24 protein-coding genes and 3 tRNA genes are annotated in these 24,965 nt (G+C 71.6%); 8 read left to right on the forward strand and 19 right to left on the reverse strand.

Annotation, left to right across the window (positions count from 1 at the left end; all coding sequences use genetic code 11):
• Positions 1 to 7 precede the first annotated feature (7 nt).
• The 4 genes from KBX71_RS08125 to leuC all read right to left on the reverse strand — a co-directional run bounded on the left by KBX71_RS08125 (position 8) and on the right by leuC (position 5,020).
• Entirely contained in the window at positions 8 to 1,969 is a 1,962-nt protein-coding gene (locus KBX71_RS08125; RefSeq protein ID WP_210817387.1) for an endonuclease/exonuclease/phosphatase family protein, read from the reverse strand.
• A 162-nt stretch (positions 1,970 to 2,131) separates the two neighbouring features.
• Positions 2,132 to 2,800, reverse strand: coding sequence for an HU family DNA-binding protein (locus KBX71_RS08130; protein WP_210817388.1), 669 nt, complete (start codon positions 2,798 to 2,800; stop codon positions 2,132 to 2,134).
• A gap of 172 nt (positions 2,801 to 2,972) precedes the next feature.
• Complete coding sequence (leuD, locus tag KBX71_RS08135) at positions 2,973 to 3,560, reverse strand: 3-isopropylmalate dehydratase small subunit (RefSeq protein WP_196928012.1); 588 nt, start codon at positions 3,558 to 3,560, stop codon at positions 2,973 to 2,975.
• 14 nt (positions 3,561 to 3,574) lie between these two features.
• Positions 3,575 to 5,020 carry a 3-isopropylmalate dehydratase large subunit gene (leuC, locus tag KBX71_RS08140; protein ID WP_210817389.1) on the reverse strand — a complete coding sequence of 482 codons (1,446 nt, stop codon included), beginning with the start codon at positions 5,018 to 5,020 and terminating at the stop codon, positions 3,575 to 3,577.
• A gap of 49 nt (positions 5,021 to 5,069) precedes the next feature.
• Between leuC and KBX71_RS08145 the strand changes: the two genes are divergently transcribed.
• Positions 5,070 to 5,756, forward strand: a complete 687-nt coding sequence (locus KBX71_RS08145; protein WP_210817390.1) for an IclR family transcriptional regulator — start codon at positions 5,070 to 5,072, stop codon at positions 5,754 to 5,756.
• Positions 5,757 to 5,835: 79 nt separating this feature from the next.
• Here KBX71_RS08145 and KBX71_RS08150 read toward each other — a convergent pair whose 3' ends face one another.
• The 5 genes from KBX71_RS08150 to KBX71_RS08170 form a co-directional block, all read right to left on the reverse strand.
• Positions 5,836 to 7,062 (reverse strand): IS110 family transposase, encoded by a 1,227-nt coding sequence (locus KBX71_RS08150; protein ID WP_307847001.1) that lies wholly within the window; start codon positions 7,060 to 7,062, stop codon positions 5,836 to 5,838.
• 440 nt (positions 7,063 to 7,502) lie between these two features.
• Positions 7,503 to 7,575: transfer RNA gene (locus KBX71_RS08155), tRNA-Glu, on the reverse strand.
• A gap of 176 nt (positions 7,576 to 7,751) precedes the next feature.
• Positions 7,752 to 7,824, reverse strand: a tRNA-Glu gene (locus tag KBX71_RS08160).
• Positions 7,825 to 7,958: 134 nt separating this feature from the next.
• Positions 7,959 to 8,030 (reverse strand) — tRNA-Gln (locus KBX71_RS08165).
• Between the two features lie 108 nt (positions 8,031 to 8,138).
• Positions 8,139 to 8,942, reverse strand: coding sequence for a fumarylacetoacetate hydrolase family protein (locus KBX71_RS08170; RefSeq protein WP_124820298.1), 804 nt, complete (start codon positions 8,940 to 8,942; stop codon positions 8,139 to 8,141).
• Between the two features lie 174 nt (positions 8,943 to 9,116).
• Here KBX71_RS08170 and KBX71_RS08175 point away from each other — a divergent pair, with 174 nt between their 5' ends.
• Positions 9,117 to 10,517 (forward strand): hypothetical protein, encoded by a 1,401-nt coding sequence (locus tag KBX71_RS08175; protein WP_210817392.1) that lies wholly within the window; start codon positions 9,117 to 9,119, stop codon positions 10,515 to 10,517.
• Positions 10,518 to 10,551: 34 nt separating this feature from the next.
• The gene (locus tag KBX71_RS08180) at positions 10,552 to 11,418 is read left to right on the forward strand and encodes a 3-methyladenine DNA glycosylase (protein WP_210817393.1); all 867 of its coding nucleotides are present in this window, start codon (positions 10,552 to 10,554) and stop codon (positions 11,416 to 11,418) included.
• Between the two features lie 3 nt (positions 11,419 to 11,421).
• Here the strand turns inward: KBX71_RS08180 and arfB are convergent, their stop codons facing one another.
• The 7 genes from arfB to KBX71_RS08215 all read right to left on the reverse strand — a co-directional run bounded on the left by arfB (position 11,422) and on the right by KBX71_RS08215 (position 17,000).
• The gene (gene arfB, locus KBX71_RS08185) at positions 11,422 to 11,847 is read right to left on the reverse strand and encodes an alternative ribosome rescue aminoacyl-tRNA hydrolase ArfB (protein ID WP_210817394.1); all 426 of its coding nucleotides are present in this window, start codon (positions 11,845 to 11,847) and stop codon (positions 11,422 to 11,424) included.
• A gap of 34 nt (positions 11,848 to 11,881) precedes the next feature.
• Positions 11,882 to 12,178, reverse strand: coding sequence for a hypothetical protein (locus tag KBX71_RS08190; protein WP_210817395.1), 297 nt, complete (start codon positions 12,176 to 12,178; stop codon positions 11,882 to 11,884).
• Between the two features lie 99 nt (positions 12,179 to 12,277).
• The gene (locus tag KBX71_RS08195) at positions 12,278 to 13,132 is read right to left on the reverse strand and encodes a S1C family serine protease (RefSeq protein WP_210817396.1); all 855 of its coding nucleotides are present in this window, start codon (positions 13,130 to 13,132) and stop codon (positions 12,278 to 12,280) included.
• Between the two features lie 38 nt (positions 13,133 to 13,170).
• Positions 13,171 to 14,130: a VWA domain-containing protein gene (locus KBX71_RS08200; protein WP_210817397.1), complete on the reverse strand. Its 960-nt coding sequence runs from the start codon at positions 14,128 to 14,130 to the stop codon at positions 13,171 to 13,173.
• Complete coding sequence (locus KBX71_RS08205) at positions 14,127 to 15,152, reverse strand: DUF58 domain-containing protein (protein WP_210817398.1); 1,026 nt, start codon at positions 15,150 to 15,152, stop codon at positions 14,127 to 14,129. Before KBX71_RS08205 ends, KBX71_RS08200 begins: the two co-directional genes overlap by 4 nt.
• On the reverse strand, positions 15,149 to 16,198 hold the full coding sequence (locus KBX71_RS08210) for a MoxR family ATPase (RefSeq protein WP_210817399.1): 1,050 nt from the start codon (positions 16,196 to 16,198) through the stop codon (positions 15,149 to 15,151). The genes KBX71_RS08205 and KBX71_RS08210 overlap by 4 nt, the downstream gene beginning before the upstream one ends.
• A gap of 292 nt (positions 16,199 to 16,490) precedes the next feature.
• Positions 16,491 to 17,000, reverse strand: coding sequence for a hypothetical protein (locus KBX71_RS08215; protein WP_210817400.1), 510 nt, complete (start codon positions 16,998 to 17,000; stop codon positions 16,491 to 16,493).
• Positions 17,001 to 17,342: 342 nt separating this feature from the next.
• On the opposite strand from KBX71_RS08215, the gene KBX71_RS08220 reads away from it, so the two are divergent.
• The gene (locus KBX71_RS08220) at positions 17,343 to 18,326 is read left to right on the forward strand and encodes an endonuclease/exonuclease/phosphatase family protein (protein WP_374102590.1); all 984 of its coding nucleotides are present in this window, start codon (positions 17,343 to 17,345) and stop codon (positions 18,324 to 18,326) included.
• A gap of 108 nt (positions 18,327 to 18,434) precedes the next feature.
• On the opposite strand, the gene cimA is transcribed toward KBX71_RS08220, so the two are convergent.
• Positions 18,435 to 20,018 carry a citramalate synthase gene (gene cimA, locus KBX71_RS08225; protein WP_196928021.1) on the reverse strand — a complete coding sequence of 528 codons (1,584 nt, stop codon included), beginning with the start codon at positions 20,016 to 20,018 and terminating at the stop codon, positions 18,435 to 18,437.
• Between the two features lie 317 nt (positions 20,019 to 20,335).
• Between cimA and KBX71_RS08230 the strand changes: the two genes are divergently transcribed.
• The 4 genes from KBX71_RS08230 to KBX71_RS08245 are packed head-to-tail and all read left to right on the forward strand — an operon-like array spanning position 20,336 to position 22,414.
• Positions 20,336 to 20,512 carry a hypothetical protein gene (locus KBX71_RS08230; protein ID WP_210817401.1) on the forward strand — a complete coding sequence of 59 codons (177 nt, stop codon included), beginning with the start codon at positions 20,336 to 20,338 and terminating at the stop codon, positions 20,510 to 20,512.
• A 2-nt stretch (positions 20,513 to 20,514) separates the two neighbouring features.
• On the forward strand, positions 20,515 to 21,111 hold the full coding sequence (locus KBX71_RS08235) for a carboxymuconolactone decarboxylase family protein (RefSeq protein ID WP_210817402.1): 597 nt from the start codon (positions 20,515 to 20,517) through the stop codon (positions 21,109 to 21,111).
• An 18-nt stretch (positions 21,112 to 21,129) separates the two neighbouring features.
• Positions 21,130 to 21,588, forward strand: a complete 459-nt coding sequence (locus KBX71_RS08240; protein ID WP_210817403.1) for a PRC-barrel domain containing protein — start codon at positions 21,130 to 21,132, stop codon at positions 21,586 to 21,588.
• A 55-nt stretch (positions 21,589 to 21,643) separates the two neighbouring features.
• A complete protein-coding gene (locus KBX71_RS08245; RefSeq protein WP_307847002.1) occupies positions 21,644 to 22,414 on the forward strand; it encodes a tyrosine-protein phosphatase in 771 nt (256 codons plus the stop codon).
• Positions 22,415 to 22,464: 50 nt separating this feature from the next.
• Here the strand turns inward: KBX71_RS08245 and KBX71_RS08250 are convergent, their stop codons facing one another.
• Together KBX71_RS08250 and KBX71_RS08255 are read right to left on the reverse strand one after the other, a co-directional pair.
• Positions 22,465 to 23,562 (reverse strand): branched-chain amino acid aminotransferase, encoded by a 1,098-nt coding sequence (locus tag KBX71_RS08250; protein WP_210817405.1) that lies wholly within the window; start codon positions 23,560 to 23,562, stop codon positions 22,465 to 22,467.
• 163 nt (positions 23,563 to 23,725) lie between these two features.
• Positions 23,726 to 24,757, reverse strand: coding sequence for a 3-isopropylmalate dehydrogenase (locus KBX71_RS08255; protein ID WP_210817406.1), 1,032 nt, complete (start codon positions 24,755 to 24,757; stop codon positions 23,726 to 23,728).
• Positions 24,758 to 24,965: the final 208 nt, after the last annotated feature.

Genomic DNA, 24,965 nt, shown 5'->3' on the forward strand with positions numbered 1-24,965 from the left:
CACTTGGTCAGCGGGGCGGCAGGGTCACTGTCACCGCGACCGGCAGGTGGTCGCTGGCCGTGCTGCGCGGCGCGACCGGATCACTCGGGGCCAGGCCGGGCGAGACGAAGATGTGGTCGATCTGCTGGCGCGGGTCGTCCGCCGGGCTGGTCGCCAGCGGTCGGGCGGCGGCCAACGCGTCGACAAGTCCCGCGTCGACGAACTCCGTGAACGCCTCGTCGCCCGGCTCGGTGTTCAGGTCACCCGCCACCACCAACGGCCGACCGGCCGCGTACCGGATGGCGAAGTCGGCGACCGCGCGGGCCTGGACCACCGGGCCCCTGCCGGGTGGCGGCTGCAGATGGGTGCTGACCACCGCGGTACGGACACCGTCGCCGAGGTCCAGCGTGACGGCGAGCGCCTGCGCACCGGTGGGCGCGCCGACGGCGGCCAGCGGCAGGGTCCGCGGATCGCGCACCGGCCAACGGCTGAGCACCGCGTCACCCCAGACGGGGTCGGCCGCCGGCCCGAAGACGTACGGCATACCGAGCCGGTCGGCGAGCAGGTCCAGAGTGTCGTGGCCGCCGTTCAGCAGCCACGCCCGGTCCACCTCGCTGAGCAGCACCACGTCGGGCCGTTGCCGGACGACGACCTCGGCGAGGCCGGTCAGGTCGAACCGGCCGTCCAGCCCGAAACCCATCCGGATGTTGTACGCCACCACTGTCAACCGCTCCGGCGGGCCGTCCCGGTTGCTGGCGACCGGCACCTCGTCGGCGAGCACCGGTGCCAGCAGGGCCAGCGCGGTGACCGCGGCGGCGGCCCGGAGCGGCGGGAACGGCCCGGCGAGCCGGTGGACGACGGGACGGGCGGTGAACGCCACGGCGGCGACCAGCACGGCCACCACCACGGGCACCGGGGCGTTGGGATAGCCGAGGTCGTAGGCCGAGTAGTAGCCGACCGCCCCCAGCGCGAAGACGAGCATGCCGGCGGCGACCGCGTACCCCCGCCGCGAGGCGCTGGCGCCCCCACCGGTGCTGACGTTCGCGAGGCCGTCGTCGGTGCTGGCGTCGTCGGTGAGGGCGAGGCAGGCGCCGAGGCCGACCGCGGCGAGGAGGATGGCGGGGAGGAGCAGGTCGCCCCGGTCGAGGGCAAACAGCACGGCGCCGCCGAGCAGCGCCACCGGGCCGTACGCTCGGGCCCACCCGGGCGGCGGCCGGGTCAACGCGGCGCACAGGAACCCGGCGACCGCCACCGGCACCGGCGCCAGGCCGAACAGCGGCGAACGGGCCACGCCATCTCCGGCGACCAGGTACGACATCCCGGTCCGGGCCAGCGCCGGAGAGAGCGCCACCATTCCGGCCAGCAGCAGCGCGGGCCCGGCCAGCAGCCAGGCTCGGCCACCACCAGCGCCGGCCGGGGCGTCAGCGGGGCCAGCAGGGGCGTCAGCGGGGCCAGCGAGGGCGCCACCTGCGCCGCCGCGCCGGCCGGGTTGCGCCGTGCCGGCCAGGAACACCGCCACCGCGACGGCGCTGAGCAGCCAGGCCACCCAGTCACCCCGCCAGACCAGGTCGGCGGTGTCCAGCACCGCGTGCACTGCCGCGTTGGCCGCGAACCCCAACGCCAGCCCCGGGACCGGCCGGTCGGTGTCGGCGGCGACGCCGACAAGCCAGACCAGCCCGGCGAGCAACCCGGCGGTGGCCACCCAGAGTTGCGTACGCCCGCCGGGTGCGGCGGTGAGCGTGAGCCGGGCGACGGCGAGCGCGACAGCGGCGGCGACGGTGACCGGGCGCGCTCCGACGCGGCGGACCACGGCGGGTGCGCCCAGCGCGAGCACGAACCAGCCGAGGGCGAACGCCCCCATCAGCTCGGCGGGGGTGGACGCCGCCTGACCGAAGATGGTGATGATGCCGGGCAGCCAGACCCGCAGCACGTCGATGAGGAGGAGCACCCCCAGCGCGAGCGTCCCGGTGGTGAGCTGGCGGTAGCGCACCGGCGCCCCATTTCCCGTCGACGGGCCGGCCCAGGGGTGGCCGGCACGGCGATTCTGCGCGAGCGAGGCAACCGGGTCAACGGCCCCCGTATGCCGAAAGACGGTCTCGGTACGCCGCAAGGGCGCCCACCCACGGGTGGACGCCCTTGCGGAGCCGGTCGGTCAGCGCTTGCTGGCCGCCTTCTTGGCCGGAGCCTTCTTCGCCGGCGCCTTCTTGGCCGCCGTGCTCTTGCTCGCCGACGCGGTGGTCTTCTTCGCCGCGGTCGACCGGGTCGCCGCGGTGGTCTTCTTCGCCGCGGTCGTCTTCTTGCTGGCGGCCGTCTTGGTCGCCGTGGTGCTCTTGCTCGCCTTGGCCGGGGCGGTCTTCTTGCTGGCGGCCGTCTTCGTCGCCGTGGCGGTCTTGCTGGCCTTGGCCGGGGCGGTCTTCTTGCTGGCCGCCTTGGCCGTGGTGGCCTTGGCGCCCGTGGCCTTCGCGCTGGCCGCCTTCGTGCCCGCCGCCTTGGCCGTGGCGGTGCTGGTGGCGGTCTTCTTCGCCGCCACCGTGGCCTTCGGCACCTTGCCGCTGGCCACCATCTCCTTGAACCCGGCGCCGGGGCGGAAGGTCGGGACTGACGTCTTCTTGACCTTCACCGCCTCGCCGGTACGCGGGTTGCGCGCTGTTCGCGCGCCACGCACACGCTTTTCGAATGCTCCGAATCCGGTGATCGCCACCTTCTCGCCCTTGGTGACCGCCGCCTGGACCTCGGTGAGGACCGCGTCGAGCGCGGCCGTCGCCATCTTCCGGTCCCCCAGGCGAACAGCGAGCGCCTCGATGAGCTCGGCCTTGTTCACGACTTCCTCCCGATTGTGCAACTGACTCGTCGCGAGCCATTCTGCGCGCACGGTATGCCCTGTGCTGCCGGGACACAAACATTCGGTAGAAAAAAGCCCTTGTGTCGTAACGGATTCACCCCCACCGGATGGACCGATGGGGGTGAAATCCGCTGTGCGAGCGGCCTAACGGCTATGCGACGGCGGGCAGGAACGGCAGTCGGCGCGCCTCGTAGGAGTCGATGTCGGCGACGTGCCGGAGGGTGAGTCCAATGTCGTCGAGGCCCTCCAGGAGGCGCCAACGGCTGAAGTCGTCCAGCGGGAACGACCAGCTCGCGTCCCCCGCCCGGAGCTGCCGGGAGGTCAGGTCGACGGTCACCGGAGTGGTCGGATCGGCCTCGACCAGGTCCCACAACTCTTCGACGGCTTTCAATTCCAACTCGACCGGCAACAGACCTTCCTTGAGGGCGTTGCCACGGAAGATGTCACCGAAGCGCGGGGCCACCACCGCGCGGAAGCCCCAGTCCCGGAGCGCCCAGACGGCGTGCTCCCGCGAGGAGCCGGTGCCGAACTCCGGGCCGGCGATGAGGATCGACGCCCCGGAATAGTTTTCATCGTTGAGCACGAATGCCGGATCTTCCCGCCAAGCGCTGAACAGCCCGTCGGCGAAACCCGTCCGGGTCACCCGCTTGAGGTACACGGCGGGGATGATCTGATCGGTGTCCACGTTGGACCGGCGCAGCGGCACGGCGGTGCCGGTGTGGGTGGTGAACTTGTCCATCTCGTCGGTCCCTTCTACAGGTCGGCGGGTGCGGCCAGCCGGCCGACCACTGCGGTGGCGGCGGCCACCGGCGGGGAGACCAGGTGGGTACGCCCACCCCGGCCCTGCCGGCCCTCGAAGTTGCGGTTCGAGGTGGAGGCGGAGCGCTCACCCGGCTTCAGCGTGTCCGGGTTCATCCCCAGACACATGGAGCAGCCGGCGAACCGCCACTCGGCCCCGGCGTCGGCGAAGACCTTGTCCAGCCCCTCGGCCTCGGCGGCCTCGCGCACCGCGGCGGAACCCGGCACCACGAGCATCCGGACGCCGTCGGCGACCCGGTGGCCGCGCAGCACGTCGGCGGCGGCCCGCAGGTCCTCCAGTCGGCCGTTGGTGCAGGACCCCACGAAGACCACGTCGATGGGCAGCTCCCGCAGCGGGGTGCCGGGACGCAGGTCCATGTATTCCAGGGCCCGACGGGCGGCGGAGCGCTCCGAGTCGGTGGTGAACTCCTCCGGGTCCGGCACCGGGGCGCTCAGCGGGGCGCCCTGGCCGGGGTTGGTGCCCCAGGTGACGAACGGGGTGATCTGGCTGGCGTCCAGGGTCACCTCGGCGTCGAAGCGCGCGCCCTCGTCGGTGGGCAGCGTCCGCCACCACGCCACCGCCGCGTCCCAGTCCGCGCCCTGCGGCGCGTTCGGTCGACCCTTGAGGTACGCGAAGGTGGTCTCGTCCGGCGCGATCATGCCGGCCTTGGCGCCCCACTCGATGGACATGTTGGCGATGGTCATCCGCCCCTCCATGGAGAGGGCACGGATCGCCTCGCCTCGGTACTCGACGATGTGCCCGCGACCCCCACCCGTGCCGACCTGCGTGATCAGCGCGAGCACCAGGTCCTTGGCGGTCACGCCGGGCGCGAGGCGGCCGGTGACGTTGACTGCCATCGTCTTCGGCCGGCTCTGCGGCAGCGTCTGGGTGGCCAGGACGTGCTCCACCTCGCTGGTGCCGATGCCGAAGGCGAGCGCGCCGAAGGCGCCGTGGGTGGCGGTGTGCGAGTCGCCACAGACGATCGTCAGGCCCGGCTGGGTGAGACCGAGCTGCGGGCCGATCACGTGCACGATGCCCTGGTTGTCGTCGCCGAGCGGGTGCAGTCGCACCCCGAACTCGGCGCAGTTGCGGCGCAACGTCTCGATCTGCGTACGCGACGTCGGGTCCGCGATGGTGAGCAGGTCACCACGGCGGAGGCGGAACGCCGGGTCCGCGTACCCGGTCGGGGTGTTGTGGTCCTCGGTCGCGAGGGTCAGGTCGGTACGACGCACCCGGCGCCCGGCGAGCCGCAGCCCGTCGAACGCCTGCGGGCTGGTCACCTCGTGCAGCAGGTGCAGGTCGATGAAGAGCAGGTCCGGCTCACCAGCGGCGGACCGTACGACGTGCGCGTCCCAGACCTTCTCGGCCAGGGTCCTCGGCTCAGGAGTGACTCCCACCATCTGGACATCCTAAATTCTGGGAGGTAAGTTTCGGCTTGTGGGACACAGTATGAGCGGTGTCGGCGTTCTCGACAAGGCGGTGGTCATCCTGGCCGCCTGCGTCGACGGCGCCAGCCTGGCCGAACTCGTTGAACGCACCAAGCTGCCCCGGGCCACCGCACATCGCCTGGCCCAGGCCCTGGAGATCCACCGGATGCTGGTCCGGGACACCCAGGGCAGATGGCGGCCCGGCCCCCGTCTGGGCGAGTTGGCCAACGCCGCACCGGACGTTCTGCTGACCGCCGCCGAGCCACTGCTGGCCGCGCTGCGCGACGCCACAGGTGAGAGCGCGCAGCTCTACCTGCGCCGCGCCGACGAGCGGATCTGCGTGGCCGCGGCGGAGCGCGCCAGCGGCCTACGGGACACCGTTCCGATCGGCTCGGTGCTGCCGATGACGGCCGGCTCCGCGGCCCAGATCCTGCTCGCCTGGGAACCGCCGGAGGCGGTGATGCCGCTGCTGCCGCGTAGCAAGTTCACCGGCCGCACCCTCGCCGAGGTACGCCGCCGCGGCTGGGCGCAGAGCGTCGCCGAGCGGGAGGCCGGTGTGGCGAGCGTCTCCGCCCCGATCCGCGACCGCACGGGCCGGGTGATCGCCTCGGTCAGCATCTCCGGCCCGATCGAGCGCCTGGGTCGCCGCCCCGGCGAACGCCACGCGATGGCCGTAGTAAGAGCCGGCCAACGCCTATCCGGCCTCTAACTCGAAAATCGAACCGTGCGTAGACACGCGGCAGCATCCCGCGTCGCGAAGCGGCGTGGGATGGGTTGTGGTGTGGCTGTTAGGCGGCGAGGTCGAGGGTGACGCGGTAGCCGAGGGCTTCGAGTTGGTGGATGTGGTTGCGTTTGCGGCGTTCGGTGTCGGTGCGGCTGAGGTAGAAATCGGCGCCGAGGTCACGGAACCCGGCTGCGGGGTCGGACAGCAGGTGCCAGATGATCGTCAGGATCGAGCGGCCGACTGCGACGATCGCGCGTTTGGCGCCGCGTCGTCGGGCGATGCGCCGGTAGCGTTCGCCGAGGAACGTGTTGGTGCGGGCGGCGGAGACCGCGATCTGTCCGAGGACGCGGGCGAGGTAGCGGTTGCCGTGCCCGGTTGATCCGTTGCCTTTGCGGCGGCCGGCTGATTCCTTGACGCCGGGGGCGAACTTGGCCCAGCCGGCCAGGTGGGCGGGGGTGGGGAAGCGGGTCATGTCCACGCCGATCTCGGCGATGATCGTGGCAGCGGCGGCCGAGCCGATCCCGGGGATCTCACGTAGTCGGGCCGCCGCGGGGGCGAAAGGGGCCAGGTGCGCCTCGATCCGGGCGTCGACCTCGCGGATGTCGGCCTCGATCTGTTCGATCCGGGTGATCATCTTGCCCAGCAGGAACGCGTGATGATCCGTGAAGTGCCCGGTCAACGCCTCCCGCAGGTCGGGGATCTTGCGGCGCAGGCTGGAACGGGCCAGCTCGGCCAGGGTGTGTGGGTCACGCTGCCCGGCGATCAGCGCGGCCATCATCGCCCGCCCGGAGGTGCCGAACAGGTCGCTGACCACGACCGACAGTTTGATCTGCGCGTCTTCGAGCAGCTTCTCCGCCCGGTTGCGTTCCGCGCCGGCCTCGGCGATCAGATCAACCCGGTAGCGGGTCAGATCCCGCAGCATCCGGATCGGCGCGGGTGGCACGAAACTCGGCCGGATCATCTGCCGCTCGGCGACCTTGCACAACCACACCGCGTCCAGCTTGTCGGTCTTCGGCCGCCCCGGCAGATGCTTCACGTCACGGGCGTTGACCAGCCACACCTCGAACCCATGCGCCTCGAGGAGGTAGAACACCGGCTTCCAGTAGTCGCTGGTCGCCTCCATCACCACCCGGGTCACCCCCAGCACGGCCAGCCGCTGCGCCAACCCGGTCAGCGAACGGGTCATCGTCGGGTAGGTCCGCACCTCCTGCAGCCGCCGTCCCGGATTCGCCTCGTCCGGCACCCGCGCGCAACACACCAACGACGCCTTACCGATATCCAACCCCGCCACACGCGTGATGATCTGCTCTTCATCCTGGGCCTGTTCCAACAACCGAACCCCTCCCCACCAGCGCGAACATCAGGGCGGTCGCTCGCGGCAGCCACAGAACGGGTGAATCTAACTCGCGTGCTCGCAGCAACAGTGAAGGGCCCATAACGCGGCTACCAGCGTCCGACTAACCCACGACCTCACACGGACCAAGGAGATACGACGTCAGCGAGCGACCACCACGATTTTCAGCCCGGAACGGGCCGCATCGCCAGAGGCGACAGGGACTAACCCCACCCCCACTCCCCCTCCTCCCACCCCTTGGCCGCGTTGATCATGGGGTTAGCGACACCGGCATCGGCGTGTCGTGACGCTAACCTCATGATCAACCGAAGGAGAGGGCAGTCGGGGTGGGGGGACGAGAAAGGCTCATCTCGCTTGGCGAGATGAGCCTTTGGTTGTAGCCCCGACCGGATTCGAACCGGCGCTACCGCCTTGAGAGGGCGGCGTCCTGGGCCACTAGACGACGGGGCCAGAACTTTTCCGTTCACCACCCTCGCGGGCGGTACGACTGTAGTCTAGCGGCACCGTACCCGGGCACGAGCGCGGGGTGCGGGCTCGCCTTCGGAGCTGGCGGCGGGCCGGAACGAGACCCGGCGGTGGACACGAAACAGCCCGCCTCACCAGGGTGAGACGGGCTGTGCACAATGTAGCCCCGACCGGATTCGAACCGGCGCTACCGCCTTGAGAGGGCGGCGTCCTGGGCCACTAGACGACGGGGCCAGAACAACTTTCGCTCCCCCACCTTGGCGGCGGAGGAGCTGCACTCTACCGAAGACCGCTCTCCGCCCCCGGAGGGGCGGAGTCGAACTCCGTCAGAATCCAGCGTCTGGAAATTCTCGCGAACTCCAGCAGCGCTGGGGTACCAGGACTCGAACCTAGACTAACTGAACCAGAATCAGTCGGGCTGCCAATTACCCCATACCCCATTGGCCCCTTGCGGCGCCGGGAGTGAACTTTACCCTCCCGGTGCCGAGAGGCCAAATCCGATCCCCCCGAACCACCCGTGAGCTGCGGAAACAGGGGCATCAGACGGATCAGGCGACGGGAACCACCGGGTTGGTGAGCTCGCCGATGCCGTCGATCCGCACGGTGACCGTATCCCCCTCGACAAGCGGGCTAACCCCGGCCGGAGTGCCGGTGAGAACGACGTCGCCGGGCAGCAGAGTCATCACGTGCGAGATGTACGAGACCAGGCCCGGCACGTCGAAGACCATGTCCTTCGTCCGGCCGAGTTGGCGTACCTCCATCTCCTCCGGGTTGCGACCCACCTCACACCTGATCTCCAGGTCGGAGACGTCCAGCCCGGTGGTGATCCACGGGCCGATCGGGCAGAACGAGTCGAAGCCCTTGGCCCGGGTCCACTGCGCGTCCGAACGCTGGAGGTCCCGAGCGGTGACGTCGTTGGCGCAGGTGTAGCCGAAGATGGCGCGTTCGGCGGCGGCCCGGTCGGCGCGACGGGCACCCGGCGCCCCGATCACGACAGCCAACTCGGCCTCGTGCTCGACCTGCTTGGAGAAGATCGGCAGGCGGATGGCGTCCCGGGGGCCGATCACCGAGGTGGACGGCTTGAGGAAGAGCAGCGGCTCCTTGGGCACGTCGTTGCCGAGCTCGGCGGCGTGGTCGGCGTAGTTGCGACCGACACACACGACCTTGCTGGGCAGGATCGGCGAGAGTAGCCGAACGTCGGAAAGGGCCCACCGGGCCCCACTGAAGGAGAGTTTGCCGAACGGGTGGCCCTCGATCTCGGCGATGGTCAGGCCCTGCGGCCCGGCCTCCGGTTCGCCTTCGACGGCACCGAACGACATTCCCTTGGCATGGGCGAAACGAGCGATACGCACCCGGCCAATCTAGCCCCGCGGGCACCCCAACCGGCCAGGACCGGCGGTCGGGTGTGCTCAACCCGTCAGCGCGCGGCACCCTATCGGAGCTGGAGGTGACCGGGGCGGGCTTCCCGACTTCGTACCCGCACGGAGGCTGCTCGCCCCTAGCGTCGGCTCCGGAGGTTCGTTCGTATGCCTGCATCGACACGACACCACAGAGCCCTCGCAGTGTTCGTGCACTGCCTCGGCATCCTCGCCGCCGTGCCGGCCCTGCCGACGGCGGCTCCGGAGGCGGCGGCCGCGCCACGACCAGCGGCCGCCACACCACGACCAACAGCCGCCACACCAGAAGCGGTGGCCACCCGGTCACCGGTGGCGATGGTCGCCCGGGTGACCGAGCCCACCCCGCCCTCGGCGCCACCGGCGCTGGCACCGCCCACCCGGGCACCGGCGTCGGCGCCCCCGCAACAGGTCACGGTGGCGGTCGCGACGGAGAGCAGCCCGGCACCGAGGTACCGGATCCAGGTGCGCAACGTCAGCAATTCGCCGCTGGAGACCACAGTGCGTCAGGAACTGCCGCCCGGCTCGTCGACGACCGCGATCAGCGGTGGTGGCCGGTCCACGCCGGCCGGCGGATCGACCACCGAGGTGACCTGGCGGCTGCGGCTGCCCGCGCACAGCACGACCACGCTGGGCACCGCGCTCGCCGCGACCGCGCCGGGCCGGCCGTTGACCGCGCCGACCTGCGCGTTCACCAGTGACGGCAGTCGGCCGTACGACTGCGCCACGGCCACCTGGCAGGCGGCAGCCGCACCGGCGGCCGAGGTGACCGAGGCGCCGCCGTGGCGCCGCTACCCGGTGCTGCTCGCCGGACTGGCGGTCCTGCTGCTGATCAGTGCCGCCCTGGTGTGGGTGTGGCGGCGTCGGCGCGGGCGTCGGGTGACGGCTGCCGCACTGTCCACCGGCGGCGGATCCGGGGGTGACCGCGGGACGATCTATCCGCGACCGGCAGCCCCGAGCCCGGTGCGCCGTCGGCGTACCCCGCCGGTCTGGATGTTGGTGGGCGCCGCCGTCGTGGTGCTGGCCGGCGTGGTCGGCACCGCGGGTTGGACGGCGACCCGGCAGGTCGCGGCGATCGACACGCAGAAGCAGCCCACCAGCGGCGCGTGGACGGGCACCGGGGTCAACGGGCCGCTGGGCGTGCCGCTGCGCGAGTCGGCGTTCGAGTTCACCGTGTACCGGATGACCTGCGGCGCGCCCGGCACCGCCGGGAAGACCGCCGGCGGCGGTGCCGCACCGGCGAACGGTCGACGCTGCGAGGCCACCGTGGGTGTGCGCAACGTCACCGGCGACCACCAGCCCTGGCACAGTGAGCTGCAACGGGCGTACCTGCCCGGCGGGCGTTGGGTGAGCACCGACGAGTCGGCCACCCGGACGGCGAACCTGGGACGGGACGTCTTCGCCGACCCGATGGCGGCGGGCACCCGGATGGTGCTCCCGCTGGTCTTCACCGTCGACGGGCGGGACCCGCCCCAGCATCTGGAGTTGCGCAGCGGGGTGTTCTCCGCCGGCGTGCGGGTGCAGATGCCCTGACCTGTGTTCCGGGCGGCGGTCGTACCCTGGGTGCGTGACCGCCGCCCTCGCCCCCGCCGTCCTCGACGTGGCGCAGTGGCAGGCCCGCCGGCGGGCCCACGAGGAGCGGGTGGATGTCTGGCTGACGCCGCACCTGGCCCGGCGGCGACGCGGCGAGCGGCATCCGGTGGCCGACTTCCTGTTCACCTACTACTCGCACCGCCCGGCCCAGCTGCGTCGCTGGCATCCGGGGCCCGGGGTCGAGCTGCGCGACGCCGATCCGGCCGAGTTCGGCCGCGACTACCGCGCCGGCACCGCCGGGGTCACCCTCGACACCGATGGGGTACGCGCGCGGCGCGCCGAGTCGATCACCTGGATCCGCTCCCTGTTGACGGCGACGCGTGGACGGGCGCCGCACTTCGGCTGCTTCGGGATGCACGAGTGGGCGATGGTCTACCGGCAGACCCGGGAGGAGTTGCGGCACAACGCCTGGCCGCTGCGGCTGAGCGCGGAGCGCACCGCCGCGGTCGTCGAGGAGCGGGGCGTGCGGTGCAGCCACTTTGACGCGTTCCGGTTCTTCACACCGCCGGCCCGCCCGTTGAACCTGCTCACCCCGACCCGGGAGACGCAGCACGCGCACGAGCAGCCGGGCTGCCTACACGCCAACATGGATCTGTACAAGTGGGCGTACAAGCTGTCGCCGTTGGTCTCCTCGGAGCTGGTGGCCGACGCGTTCGACCTGGCCCGGGACATCCGCACTCTGGACATGCGGGCCAGCCCGTACGACCTGGCGGCACTCGGCTACCCGCCGGTGCGGGTGGAGACTCCGGACGGCCGGGCGGAGTACGCGGCGGCGCAGCGCGCGTTCGCCGAGCGGGCCGCGATGCTGCGCGACCGGCTACTCGCCGCCGTCCCCGCCTAGGGTCTAGTCGTCGTCGGCGCGGCGGTCCCGCTTGCGCTGCGACTGACGTTTCTTCTCGGCCAGCCGGCGTTCCTTGGCCCCACGGGACGGGCGGGTCGCTCGGCGGGTCGGCGGTGGGGGCGCGGCGGCCTCCCGCAGCAGGGCGGTCATCCGCGCCCGGGCCGCCTCCCGGTTGGCCAACTGGGCCCGGTGCTCGCTGGCGGCGATCGTCAGCACCCCGTCGACGAGGCGGTTGGCCAGCCGAGCCAGCGCCCGCGGCCGCAGCCAATCGGGCACTGCCGGCGAGTTGGCCAGGTCGTAGCTCAGCTCGACGCGGGAGTCCGCGGTGTTCACACCCTGCCCGCCCGGCCCCGACGATCGGGAGAAACGCTCCCGCAGCTCTCCGGCGGGGACGACCCACCGGTCGGTCACCCGCAGTCCGTCGTCCACGCCCCGAGGCTAACCCGCGACGACCCGCCAGGGGTTATCGGTTCGGAGGCTGGCTCTGGGTCGGTGACTGGCTGGGCGCCGGCCCGGCGGTCTCCTCGTCGGAGCCGACCGCCGCGTACGCGACCGCGCCGAAGAGCAGCAGCCCGATCACCGCGGCCTTCACGGCGACCCCACGGATCAGCGACCAGGCGCCCCGGCGGGCGCCTGGCACCGACTTCTTGACGGTCTGGTAATCGTTCCACCCGCGTCGTGCCCGGGCGTACGCCGACCCCACTGCACATCCGATGACCAGGCCCACCAGCAGGAGGACCGTGAGAAGAGGACGCTCCACCTCCGCCAGTATCCATACCGAGCGTAATATTTCCATGGTCCGATGCCGTCCGGCCGGATATCTGACAGTGGTAGCCCTCTACGAGGGCGTTCGGGCAGCTCAGCCGCCCTTGCCGATGATCGTGTCGGCGGTCTGCTGCACCTGGTCGATCGGGATGGCGAACCCGATGCCGATCGATCCGTTTCCATCGATGGTGGCGATGGCGGTGTTCACCCCGACCACCTCCCCGCGCGCGTTGACAAGTGGTCCGCCGGAGTTGCCGGGGTTGATGGACGCGTCGGTCTGCACCGCGCTGTGCCGGTTGTTGCCGAGCCGCACCTCGCGGTCCAGCGCGCTGACGATGCCGGCGGTGACCGTCCCCGCCAGACCGAGTGGCGAACCCACAGCGAGCACCGGCTCACCGACCCGGGTCGCGCCCGGCTTGGACAGGGGCAGCGGGGTGAGGCCTGCCGATGCCGGCACCTTCAGCACCGCCAGGTCGCTGCGCGGCTCCCGTCCGACCACCTCGGCGGCGAACCGGCGGCCGTCGGGCAGCTCCACTGTCACCGGCCCGCCACCCCCCTTGGCGAGGATGTGGTCGTTGGTGATCAGGTGCTGCTGGTCGTCCACTGCGAAGCCGGAGCCGGTCGCGGATCCGCCGGTCGCACCGCCGGCCAGCACCGACACCACCCCGGGTACGGTCCGCTCGGCCGCGGTGACCAGCTCGGCCGGCACCGGGGCGGCGGACGCCGCGGCCGGCCCCCCAGCCCCGTCCCGGCCGGCCACCACCCCACCGGCGATGGCGCCGGAGACGGCGGAGAGCGCCACCACGGCCAGCGCGGCGAGCAGCCGGCGAGGCCGCCGCCCGCCCGGGTCGCGCTCGGGCGCGTCCCACCACCCGCGCCCGTCCGGGTCGAGTTCGGGCGAGATGAACCAGGGACCGCGCGGTTCGCCCAGTCCGGTCTGCACTGCCATGCGTACTCCTCACTGTCGACGTCGGTTGTGCGCGGCGGTCAGGGCAGCCGGGAGAACCAGCGCATCGAGCCGGCGGCGGCACCCATCGCGAACACCAGTCCGAGGCCGATGAACCGAGCCGAGACGTCCTGCCGCTCGGTGCGGTAGCCGACCGAGCTGCCGATGTCGTCGTAGACGGCGCGCAGCTCGTCGGTGGTACTGGCCTCGTGGAACATGCCGCCGGTCTCCTCGGCGACCGCCTTGAGGGTCTGCCCGTCCACCGGCACCTGGATGGGGCGTCCGCCGCGGTCGACGAACCCGGACGGTGTGCCGAACGAGATCGAGTGCACCGGCACCTCCGCCTTCACCGCTTCCGCCGCCGCCTCCATGGGGTCCATCCCGGAGGTGTTGGCGCCGTCGGAGAGCAGGATGATCCGGGCCGGTGGGGTCTCCTTCGCGGCTTCGCTGTCCAGGCTCTTGACCGCGCCGAGTGAGGTGTTGATGGCCTCGCCGATCGCGGTGCCCTGCACGCCTGTGATCCCCTCGGCGAGCCGACCGATCCCCTCGTCGAGGGCGTCCCGGTCGGTGCCCGGGGGCACCAGCACGGCGGCGCTGCCGGCGAACGCGACGAGACCCACGTTGAACTCGTCGGGCAGTCCCTCGACGAAGCGCCGGGCAGCTTCCTTCGCCGCGGCCAACCGGTCCGGTTCGACGTCGGTGGCGAGCATCGACGTGGAGACGTCCACCGCCACCATCACCGTGGCCCGCTCCCGGGGCACCCGGACCTCGGCGGTCGGGCGGGCGAAGCCGACCACGAGCAGCGCCAGCATGGCCAGGAAGAGCCCGGCCGGCACGTGTCGACGCCAGGCCGGCCGCTGCGGCGCCACCCGGTCCAGCAGCCGCAGGTTGGTGAAGCGCACCGCGTACCGGCTGCGTCGCCGCTGCAGCACCAGGTACGCGACGACGAGGGCGAGCACGCCGAGCAGCAGCCAGAGTCGCAACGGCGACTGCCAGATCACGAGGCACCGCCCCGGGGCTGGCCGGCCGGCGCGGCGGCCATCCGACGCTGGGCGTGCACGTGCCTGACGATGTCCGCGCTCCAGTCCCCGTCGGTGCGCAGCGGCAGGTGGGTGGCCCCACTGCGGCGCAACGCCTGGTGGACCTGTTCGCGCTGGGCGGCGGCGGCCTCGGCGTACCGCTCGCGCAGCCCACGGTCCGATGTGCACACCTCGCGGTGCCGACCGGTTTCCGGGTCGACGAGCGTGATCAGGCCGACGTCCGGTAGTTCCAGCTCACGCGGGTCGGTCACCTCGATCGCCAGCACCTGGTGCCGGACGGACAGCCGGCGCATGGTCCGTTCCCAGGGCGCCGCCTGGGCGGGTTCGTCGGGTAGGCCGTCGAGGAAGTCGGAGACCACCACGACCAGCCCCCGCCGGTTGGCGATCCGGTGCAGCGCGTCGAGCCCGTCGGCCAGGTCGGGCGGCCGGGCCGACGGCCCCCGCCCCGGCCGGTCGGTGGGCGCGGTGGCACGCGGGGCGGCGAGCAGCGTGCGGAGCAGGGCAAGCAGATGGGTACGCCCGCTGCGGGCCGGGAAGCGGCGTATCCCGTCGGCGCGTAGCACCTGGGCGCCGAGGCGGTTGCCGACGCCAGCGGTCAGGAAACCGACAGCCGCGACGGCGGCCACCGCCAGTTCCCGTTTGTCCAGCTCGGCGGTGCCGAACTCCATGCTGGCGCTGCCGTCGACGAGCAGCCAGGTGGTCAGTTCCCGGTCGGCGTCGACCTGCCGGACGTGCGGCACCCCGGTCCGGGCCGTCACCGCCCAGTCCATCCGCCGGACCTCGTCCTCGCCCGGCCGGTACTCACGACTGCCGGACGGTTCACTGCCCGGACCGGGCAGCAGACCGCGGTACTGGCCGTGCAGCAGGCCGTTCAGCCGGCGCGTGACGGTCAGCTCCAGGCGGCGCAGGCGTTGGTCGGGGGCCAGCTCGGCCAGGCCGGGGTCGGCGGGTGTGCTGGCCGACGCGACGTTCGCGCGTCTCATGCCGCCGCCAGATCCGGTGTCTGCTGCGGGTGTCCGGTGGCCAGCCGGGGCGGCGGCACCGCCTCGACGAGCCGTCGCACCACGCTCTCGGCCGACACCCCGTCGGCCACCGCGTCGAAGGAGAGCACCAGCCGGTGGGCGAGGACGTCGACGGCCAGCTCCCGGATGTCCTCGGGCAGCACGTACTCCCGCCCCCGCAGCAGGGCCTGTGCCCGGGCGGCCGCGACCAGGCCCAGGGTGGCCCGCGGGCTGGCCCCGTACGCCAGCAGCGGGGCGATCTCCGGCAGCCCGAATCGGCCCGGCTCGCGGGTGGCGAGGATCAGCCGCACCACGTACTCGGCCAACGCGTGGTGGACGAAGACCCGCTCGGCGTGGATCTGGAGGTCCCGCAGCCGTTGCGCGTCGAGCACCCGGCGCGGGCTCGGCCGGTCGGTGCTCATCCGGTAGAGGATGGCCAGTTCGTCGGCGTCGCTGGGGTAGTCGACCACCACCTTCATCAGGAACCGGTCACGCTGCGCCTCCGGGAGCTGGTAGACCCCCTCGGACTCGATCGGGTTCTGGGTGGCCAGCACCAGGAACGGCTCCGGGACCGGCCAACTGCGCCCGCCGATCGAAACCTGCCGTTCGGCCATCGCCTCCAGCAGCGCCGACTGGACCTTGGCCGGGGCCCGGTTGATCTCGTCGGCCAGCACCAGGTTGGCCATGATCGGGCCCAGCTCGATGTCGAAGGTCTCCTTGGACGCCCGATAGATCCGGGTGCCGACGATGTCGGAGGGCACCAGGTCCGGGGTGAACTGGATCCGGGAGAAGGTGCCGCCGACCACTGTCGCGAGGGTCTGCGCGGCCAGGGTCTTGGCCACGCCGGGGACCCCCTCCAGGAGGCAGTGTCCGTTGGCGACCAGGGCGGTGAGCAGGCGTTCGACGAGGCGATCCTGCCCGACGATCACGCGTTTGACCTCGAAGAGGGTCTGTTCCAGCTCGATGCCGGTCGGCTCCGGATCGACCGGGCTGGGCATGCTGGCCAGGGTGTCCGAGATGTCCGTCACGGTGCTTGCTTCCCGGGCACACGCCCGGCAAACGTGGGATTGTGCGGCAGGGACCGGCCCGGAGTGACCGGAATGGGGATGAGCCGCGCGGAAGGGTGACGACCGTCGCGAGCATGCCGAGGGGCGGACAACCGGCGGGTGACCGGCCAGTGTGCGCCCGATCGGCACGAAGCGGTCGAGGACGGCCCGACCGCCTCCCCCGGCCGCCGATCCCGGCGGACGGTGCGCGCGCCCGGGCAGACAGAGTCCGGCCCCCGTGCCAGCGGCGACGGGGGCCGGACTGTCGGTTCGGTCAGGGTGTGTGGGTGAGCAGGGTGAAGCCCAGGTTGGCGGGCGTCCCGGCCGAGTTGCGGGTCTGCACGAAGACCGCGTTGGGTGTCAGCAGCCGCGGGGCGACGGAAACCTCGCCACCCGGCGGGATGCAGCAGGAGCCGGACAGGGAGAGGGTGGCCAGGAAGGCGCCCGCCGAGACGGTGTAACCGAAGATCACCTCGTACTCCCCGACGCCGTACTTGACCACGGTGCCGCTGCCGCGGGCCTTGGTGCCGTTGGAGTTGACGACGGTGAAGACGTTGGTGGCCACCAGTGGGGTGGCAGCACCCGTCTTCAGCGCGGCCTTCGCCAGACGCGCCGACTCGGCGCTGACCGGCGGCTGGGAGTTCGTGCCGCGTGCCGCCGGCTGGACGGCCTCCTGCGGCGCCTTCGCCGACGGCTGGGCGATTGCGATGCCCCCGCCGGCGAGACTGAGCGCCAGGACGGCGAACGTGACCGCCGCCACCTTACGTCGGAAGGATGTGCTCATGACAGGTCCCCCTTGTGTGACCGTGCGAATTCGGCCGACCCGCGGGGCGGGACGGATGACTGCCCATAAATAGGCGTACGACAACAGTTGGGCGGGGGAAAGCTGCCTCGCTCACACCCGATGAGATTGATTTCTCAGCAATCTACATCCCACCTGAGCTGCGGTTACTACTCAGAGTTGCGTCGTTTAAGCCAGATGGAACGTAGCACCGGAAAAAGCCGCCAGTCAATAGTTGATCTCGCTTTTCCGGGGTGTCAACCAACCGTCAGATAATTGTGAAATGTGAGCCCAACACCATTCATGAAATGGCTTCGCCCCGGCCCGACTACGATCATCGTCGTGATCGTCGACGCTCCACCCGCGCACCGGGGCGCTCGGCTCCGCACGGTGCTCTGCTGGCTTGCCGTCGTACCCACAGCTCTCTGGGCGGCCGTCCGGCTACTCGGCCTGGACCGGGGGCCGTTGGTGCAGGCGCTCGCCTTCACGCCGTATGTCGCGGGCGTCAGCGTGCTGGTCCTGGCCCTCGCGCTCGCCCTACGGCGCTGGTGGCCGGCGGCACTCGCGGCCCTGGCGGCGGTGGCGTTGCTCGGCGCCGTCGCACCTCGGGCGCTGGCCAGCTCTCAGCCGGCGGCGGCCGGGCCGACAGTGCGGCTGCTCACCGCCAATCTGCTCGCCGGCGCCGCCGACGCGCGGACGCTTGTGGAGCTGGTCCAGCGATACGAGGTGGACGTGCTCACCGTGCAGGAGTTCACACCGGACGCGCAGGCCGCCCTGGATCAGCTCGGCCTCGACACGCTGCTGCCGCACCGGCAGCTCAACCCGGTGATCGGCACCGCCGGCTCCGGGCTCTACTCGCGGTGGCCGATCAGCGACGTCGGCGTCCGGCGCAACCTCGAGGGCTGGGGCTTCACCCAGGCGTACGCGATGGTGTCCGTCCCCGGCGGCCCCCCGGTCCGGGTCGAGTCGGCCCACCCCTCGGCGCCCTACGCGCTGGACCAGGTGGGCGCCTGGCGAGCCGACCTGACCGCCCAACCAGCCGCCACTCCGGACGGTGGCCTGCGGATCCTCGCCGGGGATTTCAACGCGACCCTCGACCACAGTCCACTGCGGGCCCTGCTGCGCACCGGTTACGTCGACGCCGCCGACGCCACCGGACGGGGCCTGACCGGCACCTGGGGTCCGTACGACGGTGACCTCATCCCACCGGTCACCATCGACCACGTACTTGTCGACCACCGCATAGCGGTCCGCTCGGTGAAGGTGCTGAACCTCCCCAACACCGACCACCGCCCCGTCCAAGCCACCCTCACCCTCCCCACCCCCTAAACCCCCGCCCCCCACCCCGTCGATCTTGCACTTACTGTCCCGGCATCAGCGACAAAGGGCTTCATAACGCCAACACAAAGTGCAAGATCGCGGGGGTGGGGGTGGGGGTTAGACCGTGGTGGGGGCCAGGCCGTAGGTGAGGGCGTCTACCAGGGCGTGCCAGCTGGCCTCGACCACGTTGGGGTGAACGCCGACAGTGGTCCAGTCTCGGCCGCTGCTGTCGGAGGTTTCCAGCAGGACCCGGGTGACAGCGCCGGTGCCGTGGCTGCCCTCCAGGATGCGCACCTTGTAGTCGGCCAACTCGAAGTCGCGCAGCTGCGGGTAGTGCCGCGCCAGCCCCACCCGCAGCGCCTCGTCGAGTGCGTTGACCGGGCCGTTGCCCTCAGCGGTGGCGATCACCCGCTCACCGCGAACCCGGATCTTGACGGTCGCCTCGGAGACCACCGCGCCGTCCTCGCGGTGCTCGACCAACACCCGGTACGACTCCAGCTTGAACGGTCGGGCCGGGCTGCCCTCCGGCAGCTCGGAGCGGACCAGCAACTCGAAGGACGCATCGGCCGCCTCGAAGGACCAGCCACCTGCCTCCAACTCCTTGACCCGCTTGGTGACCCGGGTCAGGGCGTCCGGGCTGCCGGCCAGGTCCAGGCCGAGCTCGCGGCTCTTGAGCTCGACACTGGCCCGACCGGCCATCTCGGTGATCAGGATCCGCATGTCGTTGCCCACCACCGACGGGTCGACGTGGTTGTAGAGCAACGGGTCGACCTTGATCGCGCTCGCGTGCAACCCCGCCTTGTGGGCGAAGGCGGCGGCCCCGGCGTACGCCTGGTGGGTGTCGGGGGCGATGTTGGCGATCTCGGCGATGGCGTGCGAGACCCGCACCATCTGCGCCAGGCAGCCCTCCGGTAGGACGGGCATGCCCAGCTTGAGTTGGAGGTTGGCGACGACCGCGAAGATGTCGGCGTTGCCCGGGCGTTCGCCGTACCCGTTGGCGGTGCCCTGCACGTGGCGGACGCCCGCCTCGACGGCGGCGATCGTGTTGGCCACCGCGCAGGCGGTGTCGTTCTGGGCGTGGATGCCGAGCAACCCGGCGTCGATCCCCAGCTTGTCGGTCAGGTCGAGGACCGCGGCGGTCACCTGGGACGGCAGCATGCCGCCGTTGGTGTCGCAGAGCACCATCCGCTCGGCGCCGGCGGCGAGCGCGGTCTGCACCACAGCCGCGCTGTACGCGGGGTCGTGCCGGTAGCCGTCGAAGAAGTGTTCGCCGTCGACGAAGACCCGTCGGCCCTCGCGGACGAGGTGGCTGACGGTGTCGTGGATCATCGCCAGGTTCTCCGCGCCGGTGGTACGCAGGGCGCGCTCGACGTGGCGGGAGTGCGCCTTGGCGACCAGGGCCACCGCCGGGGTCTGCGCGTCCAGCAGGGCGCGCACCTGGGGGTCGTCCGCGACCGGAACACCGGCCTTGCGGGTGGCGCCGAACGCGACGAGTACGGCGTGCCGCAGGTCCAGCTCGGTGCGGGCGCGACGGAAGAACTCGGTGTCCTTGGGCACCGCGCCCGGCCAGCCGCCCTCGATGAAGCCGACGCCGAACTCGTCGAGCAGCCGGGCCACGGCCAGCTTGTCGACCACCGAGTAGGTGAGTCCCTCGCGCTGGGCGCCGTCGCGCAACGTGGTGTCGAAGACCTGGAACGTCATCAGGATCCTTTCTCGGAGCAACAAAAAGACCTCCCGCGGATGCGGGAGGTCTGCGCGCTCGGCAGAGGGGAGGGCCGGCGCGCTAGGTCGCAATAATCAGGACGGTGCTGGTCACGCTCGCCACTCTGCCACCCCTCCCCCGAATGTGGGAGGAACAATCCACATGGCGGGATGGTGACTGAGGGTTCGTTCACCCCGAACCGCCGCTCGTGATCGGCTTCACAAGCCCACCAGGCCACTCAACGGCGCAAACGGCCATGCGGAAGCATCGGCAACGGATCCAATGATGGCCACCGCGCCGTCTGCAAGGAGGACCTGTGCTCACCGTCAGTGACCGCTTACCTGAGCACGGACTCACCGCCTGCGGATCGCTGGACGCCAACAACGCGTCCAAGACAACCAGCCACACGTCCCACGAGGGCACGTGGCGTGTGGTCTTCGTCGGGCCGATGGACTTCGTCTCCATCAGCCCGACGGAGATCGCCGGGGTTTGATCATGGGTCTGGACGCGATCAGGGCGGCCCTGCCCGACTACGCCAAGGACATCCGGCTCAACCTGGGCTCCACCGTCGGCGCCTCGACGTTGACCCCCGCGCAGAGCTGGGGCACGGCACTGGCCTGTGCGGTGGCCGCCCGTAACCCGGTGGTACTGCGGGAGATCGCGGCCGACGCGCTCGGGCACCTCGGGCCGGAGGGTGTCGAGGCGGCCAAGGGCGCCGCGGCGATCATGGCGATGAACAACATCTACTACCGGGCCAAGCACCTCATCGGCGACGAGCAGTACGCCTCGATGCCAGCCCGCCTTCGGATGCAGATCGTCGCGAGGCCGGGGGTGGACAAGGGCGACTTCGAGCTCTGGTGTTTCGCCGTGTCGGCCATCAACGGCTGCGGGGTGTGCCTGGAGTTGCACGAGAAGAAGCTGCGCCGCGTCGGCTTCACCCGGGAGCAGCTGCACGAGGCCCTACGGATCTCCGCCGTGGTGCACGCCGCGGCGGTCACCCTGGACGCCGAGGCCGCACTGCGCCTCGATTTCTCACCGTTTCCGGCCCCCGACGGCCGGGTAGCTCCTGCGGAGACACGATCTGATCGGTGACAGTCAGGAGTGAACGGCATGGACAGGATCGATCCGCACGCCACCCACGCCGGGCCGGATCCGCTGCGCGGCGGCGGCCAGGGCTCGGTGCCCGGCGGCGCGCCGGCCGGCACGTTCGACCCCTGGCGCTACCGCGACCAGGCCGGCGTGGCCGACGCCGACCTGGTCGGCTACAAGGTCGAGGCCACCGACGGTGGAATCGGCAAGATCGACAGCGCCAGCCACGAGGTGGACGGCAGCTACCTGGTCGTGGACACCGGGCCATGGATCTTCGGCAAGAAGGTGATGCTGCCGGCCGGCACCGTCAACCAGGTCGACCACGACCAGCGCACCGTCTCCGTCGACCGGACCCGGGACCAGATCAAGGCCGCCCCGGAGTACGACGAGACCACCCACAGCGACCCGAGCTACCGGGATCAGCTGGGTGGCTACTACGACGAGACGTACGGCGCGCTCCCACCCGGCACGGCACGGTGACCGTTCGACCCGACGGCCGGTGGGGCACTGTCCCACCGGCCGTTACCGTGTGAACGTGGACGCCACCGAGGACAACCCCCCGCTTTCGCTCCCCGCCACCTTCAACTTCCGCGACGTCGGTGGCTACCTGGGCCACGACGACCGCTCCGTACGCCGAGGCCGGCTCTACCGCTCCGACTCGCTGCACCGCCTCACCGAGCAGGACGGCGACGCGTTCGCCGCGATCGGGATCCGCACCGTCATCGACCTGCGCCGCCCCACCGAGGTGGAGCGGGACGGCCGGGTGCCGGCGTACCAGGGGCTGGCCTACCGGCACATCCACCCGGAGCACGCCGACTGGGCGGGTACGCCGCACGAGGAGGGCGCGAGCCTCGCCCAGTACCTCGCGGACCGGTACGCCGACCTGGCCCAGACCGGCACCGCCGGGCTGGCCGAGGCGGTCGGGCTGATCGCCGACTCCGCCAACGCACCGGTGGTGGTGCACTGCGTCGCCGGCAAGGACCGCACCGGCATCGTCTGCGCGCTGACCCTCGCCGTACTCGGCGTCGACGACGCGGACATCACCGCGGACTACGCGTTGAGCAGTGCGGCGTCGGCCCGGTACAGCGCCTGGTTGGCCTCCGTCACCCCGGGCGGTGTGGACGTGCCGGCGCCGTTCCTGAGCTCACCCGCCGAGGCGATGCAGATCTTCCTGAACGAGTTGCGCGAGGGGCACGGCTCGGTCGAGGCGTACCTGCGTCACGCCGGGGTGACCGACGAGCAGCTCGCGGCGCTCCGCGACCACCTGCTCGACGAGCCCACCAGGGCGAAGCCCACCGACGCGTAGGCCGCCCGCGCCGGCCCGTCCAGATGGACGGGCCGGCGCGGCGACTGAGGTCAGAGGACCCGCTGCACCCAGCCGTGCGGGTCGGCCGCCTTGCCACGCTGGATGTCGACCAACTGCTGACGCAGGGCCATGGTGACCCGGCCGGGCTCGCCACCACCGATCAGGAACTCGCCGTCCGGGAAGCGGACCCCACCGATCGGGGTGACCACCGCGGCGGTGCCGCAGGCGAACACCTCCCGGAGGCGACCGCTGGCGGCGTCGGCCTGCCAGTCGGCGAAGCTGACCGCCCGCTCCTCGACCGGGTGCCCGGCCGCCCCGGCCAACGTGAGGATGGCGTCGCGGGTGATGCCCGGCAGGATCGTGCCGCCCAGCGGCGGGGTGACCACCGTGTCGTCGTCGTAGACGAAGAAGACGTTCATGCCGCCCAGCTCGTCGACGTACCGGCGCTCCACCGCGTCCAGGAAGACGACCTGGTCGCACCCGGCCTCGATGGCCTCCGCCTGGGCCGCCAGCGACGCGGCGTAGTTGCCGCCGCACTTGGCCGCGCCGGTGCCGCCGGGCGCCGCCCGGGTGTAGTCCGGGGAGACCCAGACGGTGACCGGCTTGACGCCACCGGTGAAGTACGAGCCGGCCGGTGAGGCGATCACCACGTAGAGGTATTCGTTGGCCGGGCGGACGCCGAGGAAGACCTCGCTGGCGAACATGAACGGTCGCAGGTAGAGGCTGCCGTCCTCGCCGGTGGGGATCCACTCCTGGTCGATCTCGATGAGCCTGTGCAACGAGTCGACGAACACCTCCGGCGGCAGCTCCGGCATCGCCATCCGCTGCGCGGAGGTGACGAAGCGAGCCGCGTTGGCGTCCGGCCGGAACATCGTCACGCCGCCGTCGGCGGTCCGGTACGCCTTCAACCCCTCGAAGATCTCCTGCGCGTAGTGCAGCACCGCGCTGGCCGGGTCCATCGGGATCGGCCCACGGGCCTCCACCCGGGCGTCGTACCAGCCCTTGCCGTCGGCGTAGCGGACGGTGACCATGTGGTCGGTGAAGACACGGCCGAAACCCGGGTTGGCCAGCAGGGCGGCCCGGTCGGCGGCGGATACCGGTGCGGGATTCGGACGGATCTCGAAGTCGAGCTTGTCACCACCGCTCATCGCGCTGACCTCCCTGCGGAACAACGGCATGCGGGACCGCACACCGACATGGCTGTGCCAGAAACTTACCCCGAACGGTCGTTCAGAAGGTAGCGCCGGTCGGGCGAGGCGGACTGCCCCGGGCAGACCGACGCCAGGTCGGTCGCCCCTCGGGCCGGGACGGTCAGGCTACGGCGTTGGCCGCGAGCCGGTCGCCGACCTCTTCGGTACGCAGCGTTACGCCCGGAACCCGGCTGGCCAGCTCGGCGGCGACCGCCGCGTTGACCCGGGCGGCGGACTCGCTGTGCCCGAGCTGCTCCAGCAGCAACGCGGCGGAGAGCACCGCGGCGACCGGGTCGGCGATGCCCTGCCCGGCGATGTCCGGCGCCGAGCCGTGCACCGGCTCGAACATCGAGGGGTACGCCCCTTCGGGGTTGATGCAGCCGCTGGCGGCCAGCCCGATGCCGCCGGTGACGGCCGCGGCGATGTCGGTGAGGATGTCGCCGAAGAGGTTGTCGGTGACCACCACGTCGTAGCGCTGCGGCTGGGTGACCAGGAACATGGCCGCCGCGTCGACGTGCTGGTACTCGGTGTCGATGTCCGGGTGCTCGGCGGCGACCGCGTCGAACGTGCGGGCCCAGAGCGACCCGGCGTGGGTGAGCACGTTGGTCTTGTGCACGAGAGTGACCTTGCGCCGCTCCCGGCGACCGGCGCGGGCGAACGCGTCGCGGATCACCCGCTCCACGCCGTGCCGGGTGTTCAGGCTCTCCTCCGTGGCGACCTCGGCCGGGGTGTCCCGGTGCAGGGAACCACCGGCGCCGGCGTAGAGCCCCTCGGTGCCCTCGCGCACCACCACGAGGTCGACCTCGCCCGGCTTCACGTTGCCCAGCGGGCCGGCGACCCCGGGCCAGAGCCGGGACGGGCGCAGGTTGACGTACTGGTCGAAGGCGAAGCGGAGCCTGAGCAGCAGCCCCCGCTCCAGCACGCCCGGCGGAACCGTCGGGTCACCGACCGCGCCGAGCAGGATCGCGTCGTGCCCGGCCAGCTCGGCAAGCACCGAGTCGGGCAGCACCTCTCCGGTACGGTGCCAGCGGGCGGCACCGAGGTCGTATTCGGTGGCCTGCACGTCGGGCAGCACCGCGTCGAGGACCTTGCGGGCCTGCGCGACCACCTCGGGCCCGATGCCGTCTCCGGCCACCACCGCGATCCGCGCCACGACCGCACTCCTCTGCTCAACGGTTCCGTACCCGGCAACGGTACGTCGCCGTCCCGCCTCCCGGTACGCGGCGTCCACCATTTGGGAGGCGGAATGCACAGCACCCTCTCAGCTGGGACTCATGGGGCGGTCATCTCCGCTGCCTACCGTAGTGCTCAGTGGGTCGCGGGGGCTCGCTGACCAACGGGGTCGCGATGACGCGGCGCCA

It is taken from the genome of Micromonospora sp. D93, from assembly GCF_018070365.1.
Classification (GTDB): domain Bacteria; phylum Actinomycetota; class Actinomycetes; order Mycobacteriales; family Micromonosporaceae; genus Micromonospora; species Micromonospora ureilytica.

Excerpts from the sequence above, each read along its gene's own strand:
- leuC (WP_210817389.1), bottom strand. The coding sequence starts at position 5,020 with ATGGTGGGAGTCACTCCTGAGCCGAGGACCCTGGCCGAGAAGGTCTGG.
- KBX71_RS08145 (WP_210817390.1), top strand. The coding sequence starts at position 5,070 with ATGAGCGGTGTCGGCGTTCTCGACAAGGCGGTGGTCATCCTGGCCGCC.
- KBX71_RS08195 (WP_210817396.1), bottom strand. The coding sequence starts at position 13,132 with ATGGCAGTGCAGACCGGACTGGGCGAACCGCGCGGTCCCTGGTTCATC.
- leuD (WP_196928012.1), bottom strand. The coding sequence starts at position 3,560 with ATGGACAAGTTCACCACCCACACCGGCACCGCCGTGCCGCTGCGCCGG.
- KBX71_RS08205 (WP_210817398.1), bottom strand. The coding sequence starts at position 15,152 with ATGAGACGCGCGAACGTCGCGTCGGCCAGCACACCCGCCGACCCCGGC.
- KBX71_RS08250 (WP_210817405.1), bottom strand. The coding sequence starts at position 23,562 with ATGAGCGGTGGTGACAAGCTCGACTTCGAGATCCGTCCGAATCCCGCA.
- cimA (WP_196928021.1), bottom strand. The coding sequence starts at position 20,018 with ATGACGTTCCAGGTCTTCGACACCACGTTGCGCGACGGCGCCCAGCGC.
- KBX71_RS08240 (WP_210817403.1), top strand. The coding sequence starts at position 21,130 with ATGGACAGGATCGATCCGCACGCCACCCACGCCGGGCCGGATCCGCTG.
- KBX71_RS08235 (WP_210817402.1), top strand. The coding sequence starts at position 20,515 with ATGGGTCTGGACGCGATCAGGGCGGCCCTGCCCGACTACGCCAAGGAC.
- KBX71_RS08215 (WP_210817400.1), bottom strand. The coding sequence starts at position 17,000 with ATGAGCACATCCTTCCGACGTAAGGTGGCGGCGGTCACGTTCGCCGTC.
- KBX71_RS08175 (WP_210817392.1), top strand. The coding sequence starts at position 9,117 with ATGCCTGCATCGACACGACACCACAGAGCCCTCGCAGTGTTCGTGCAC.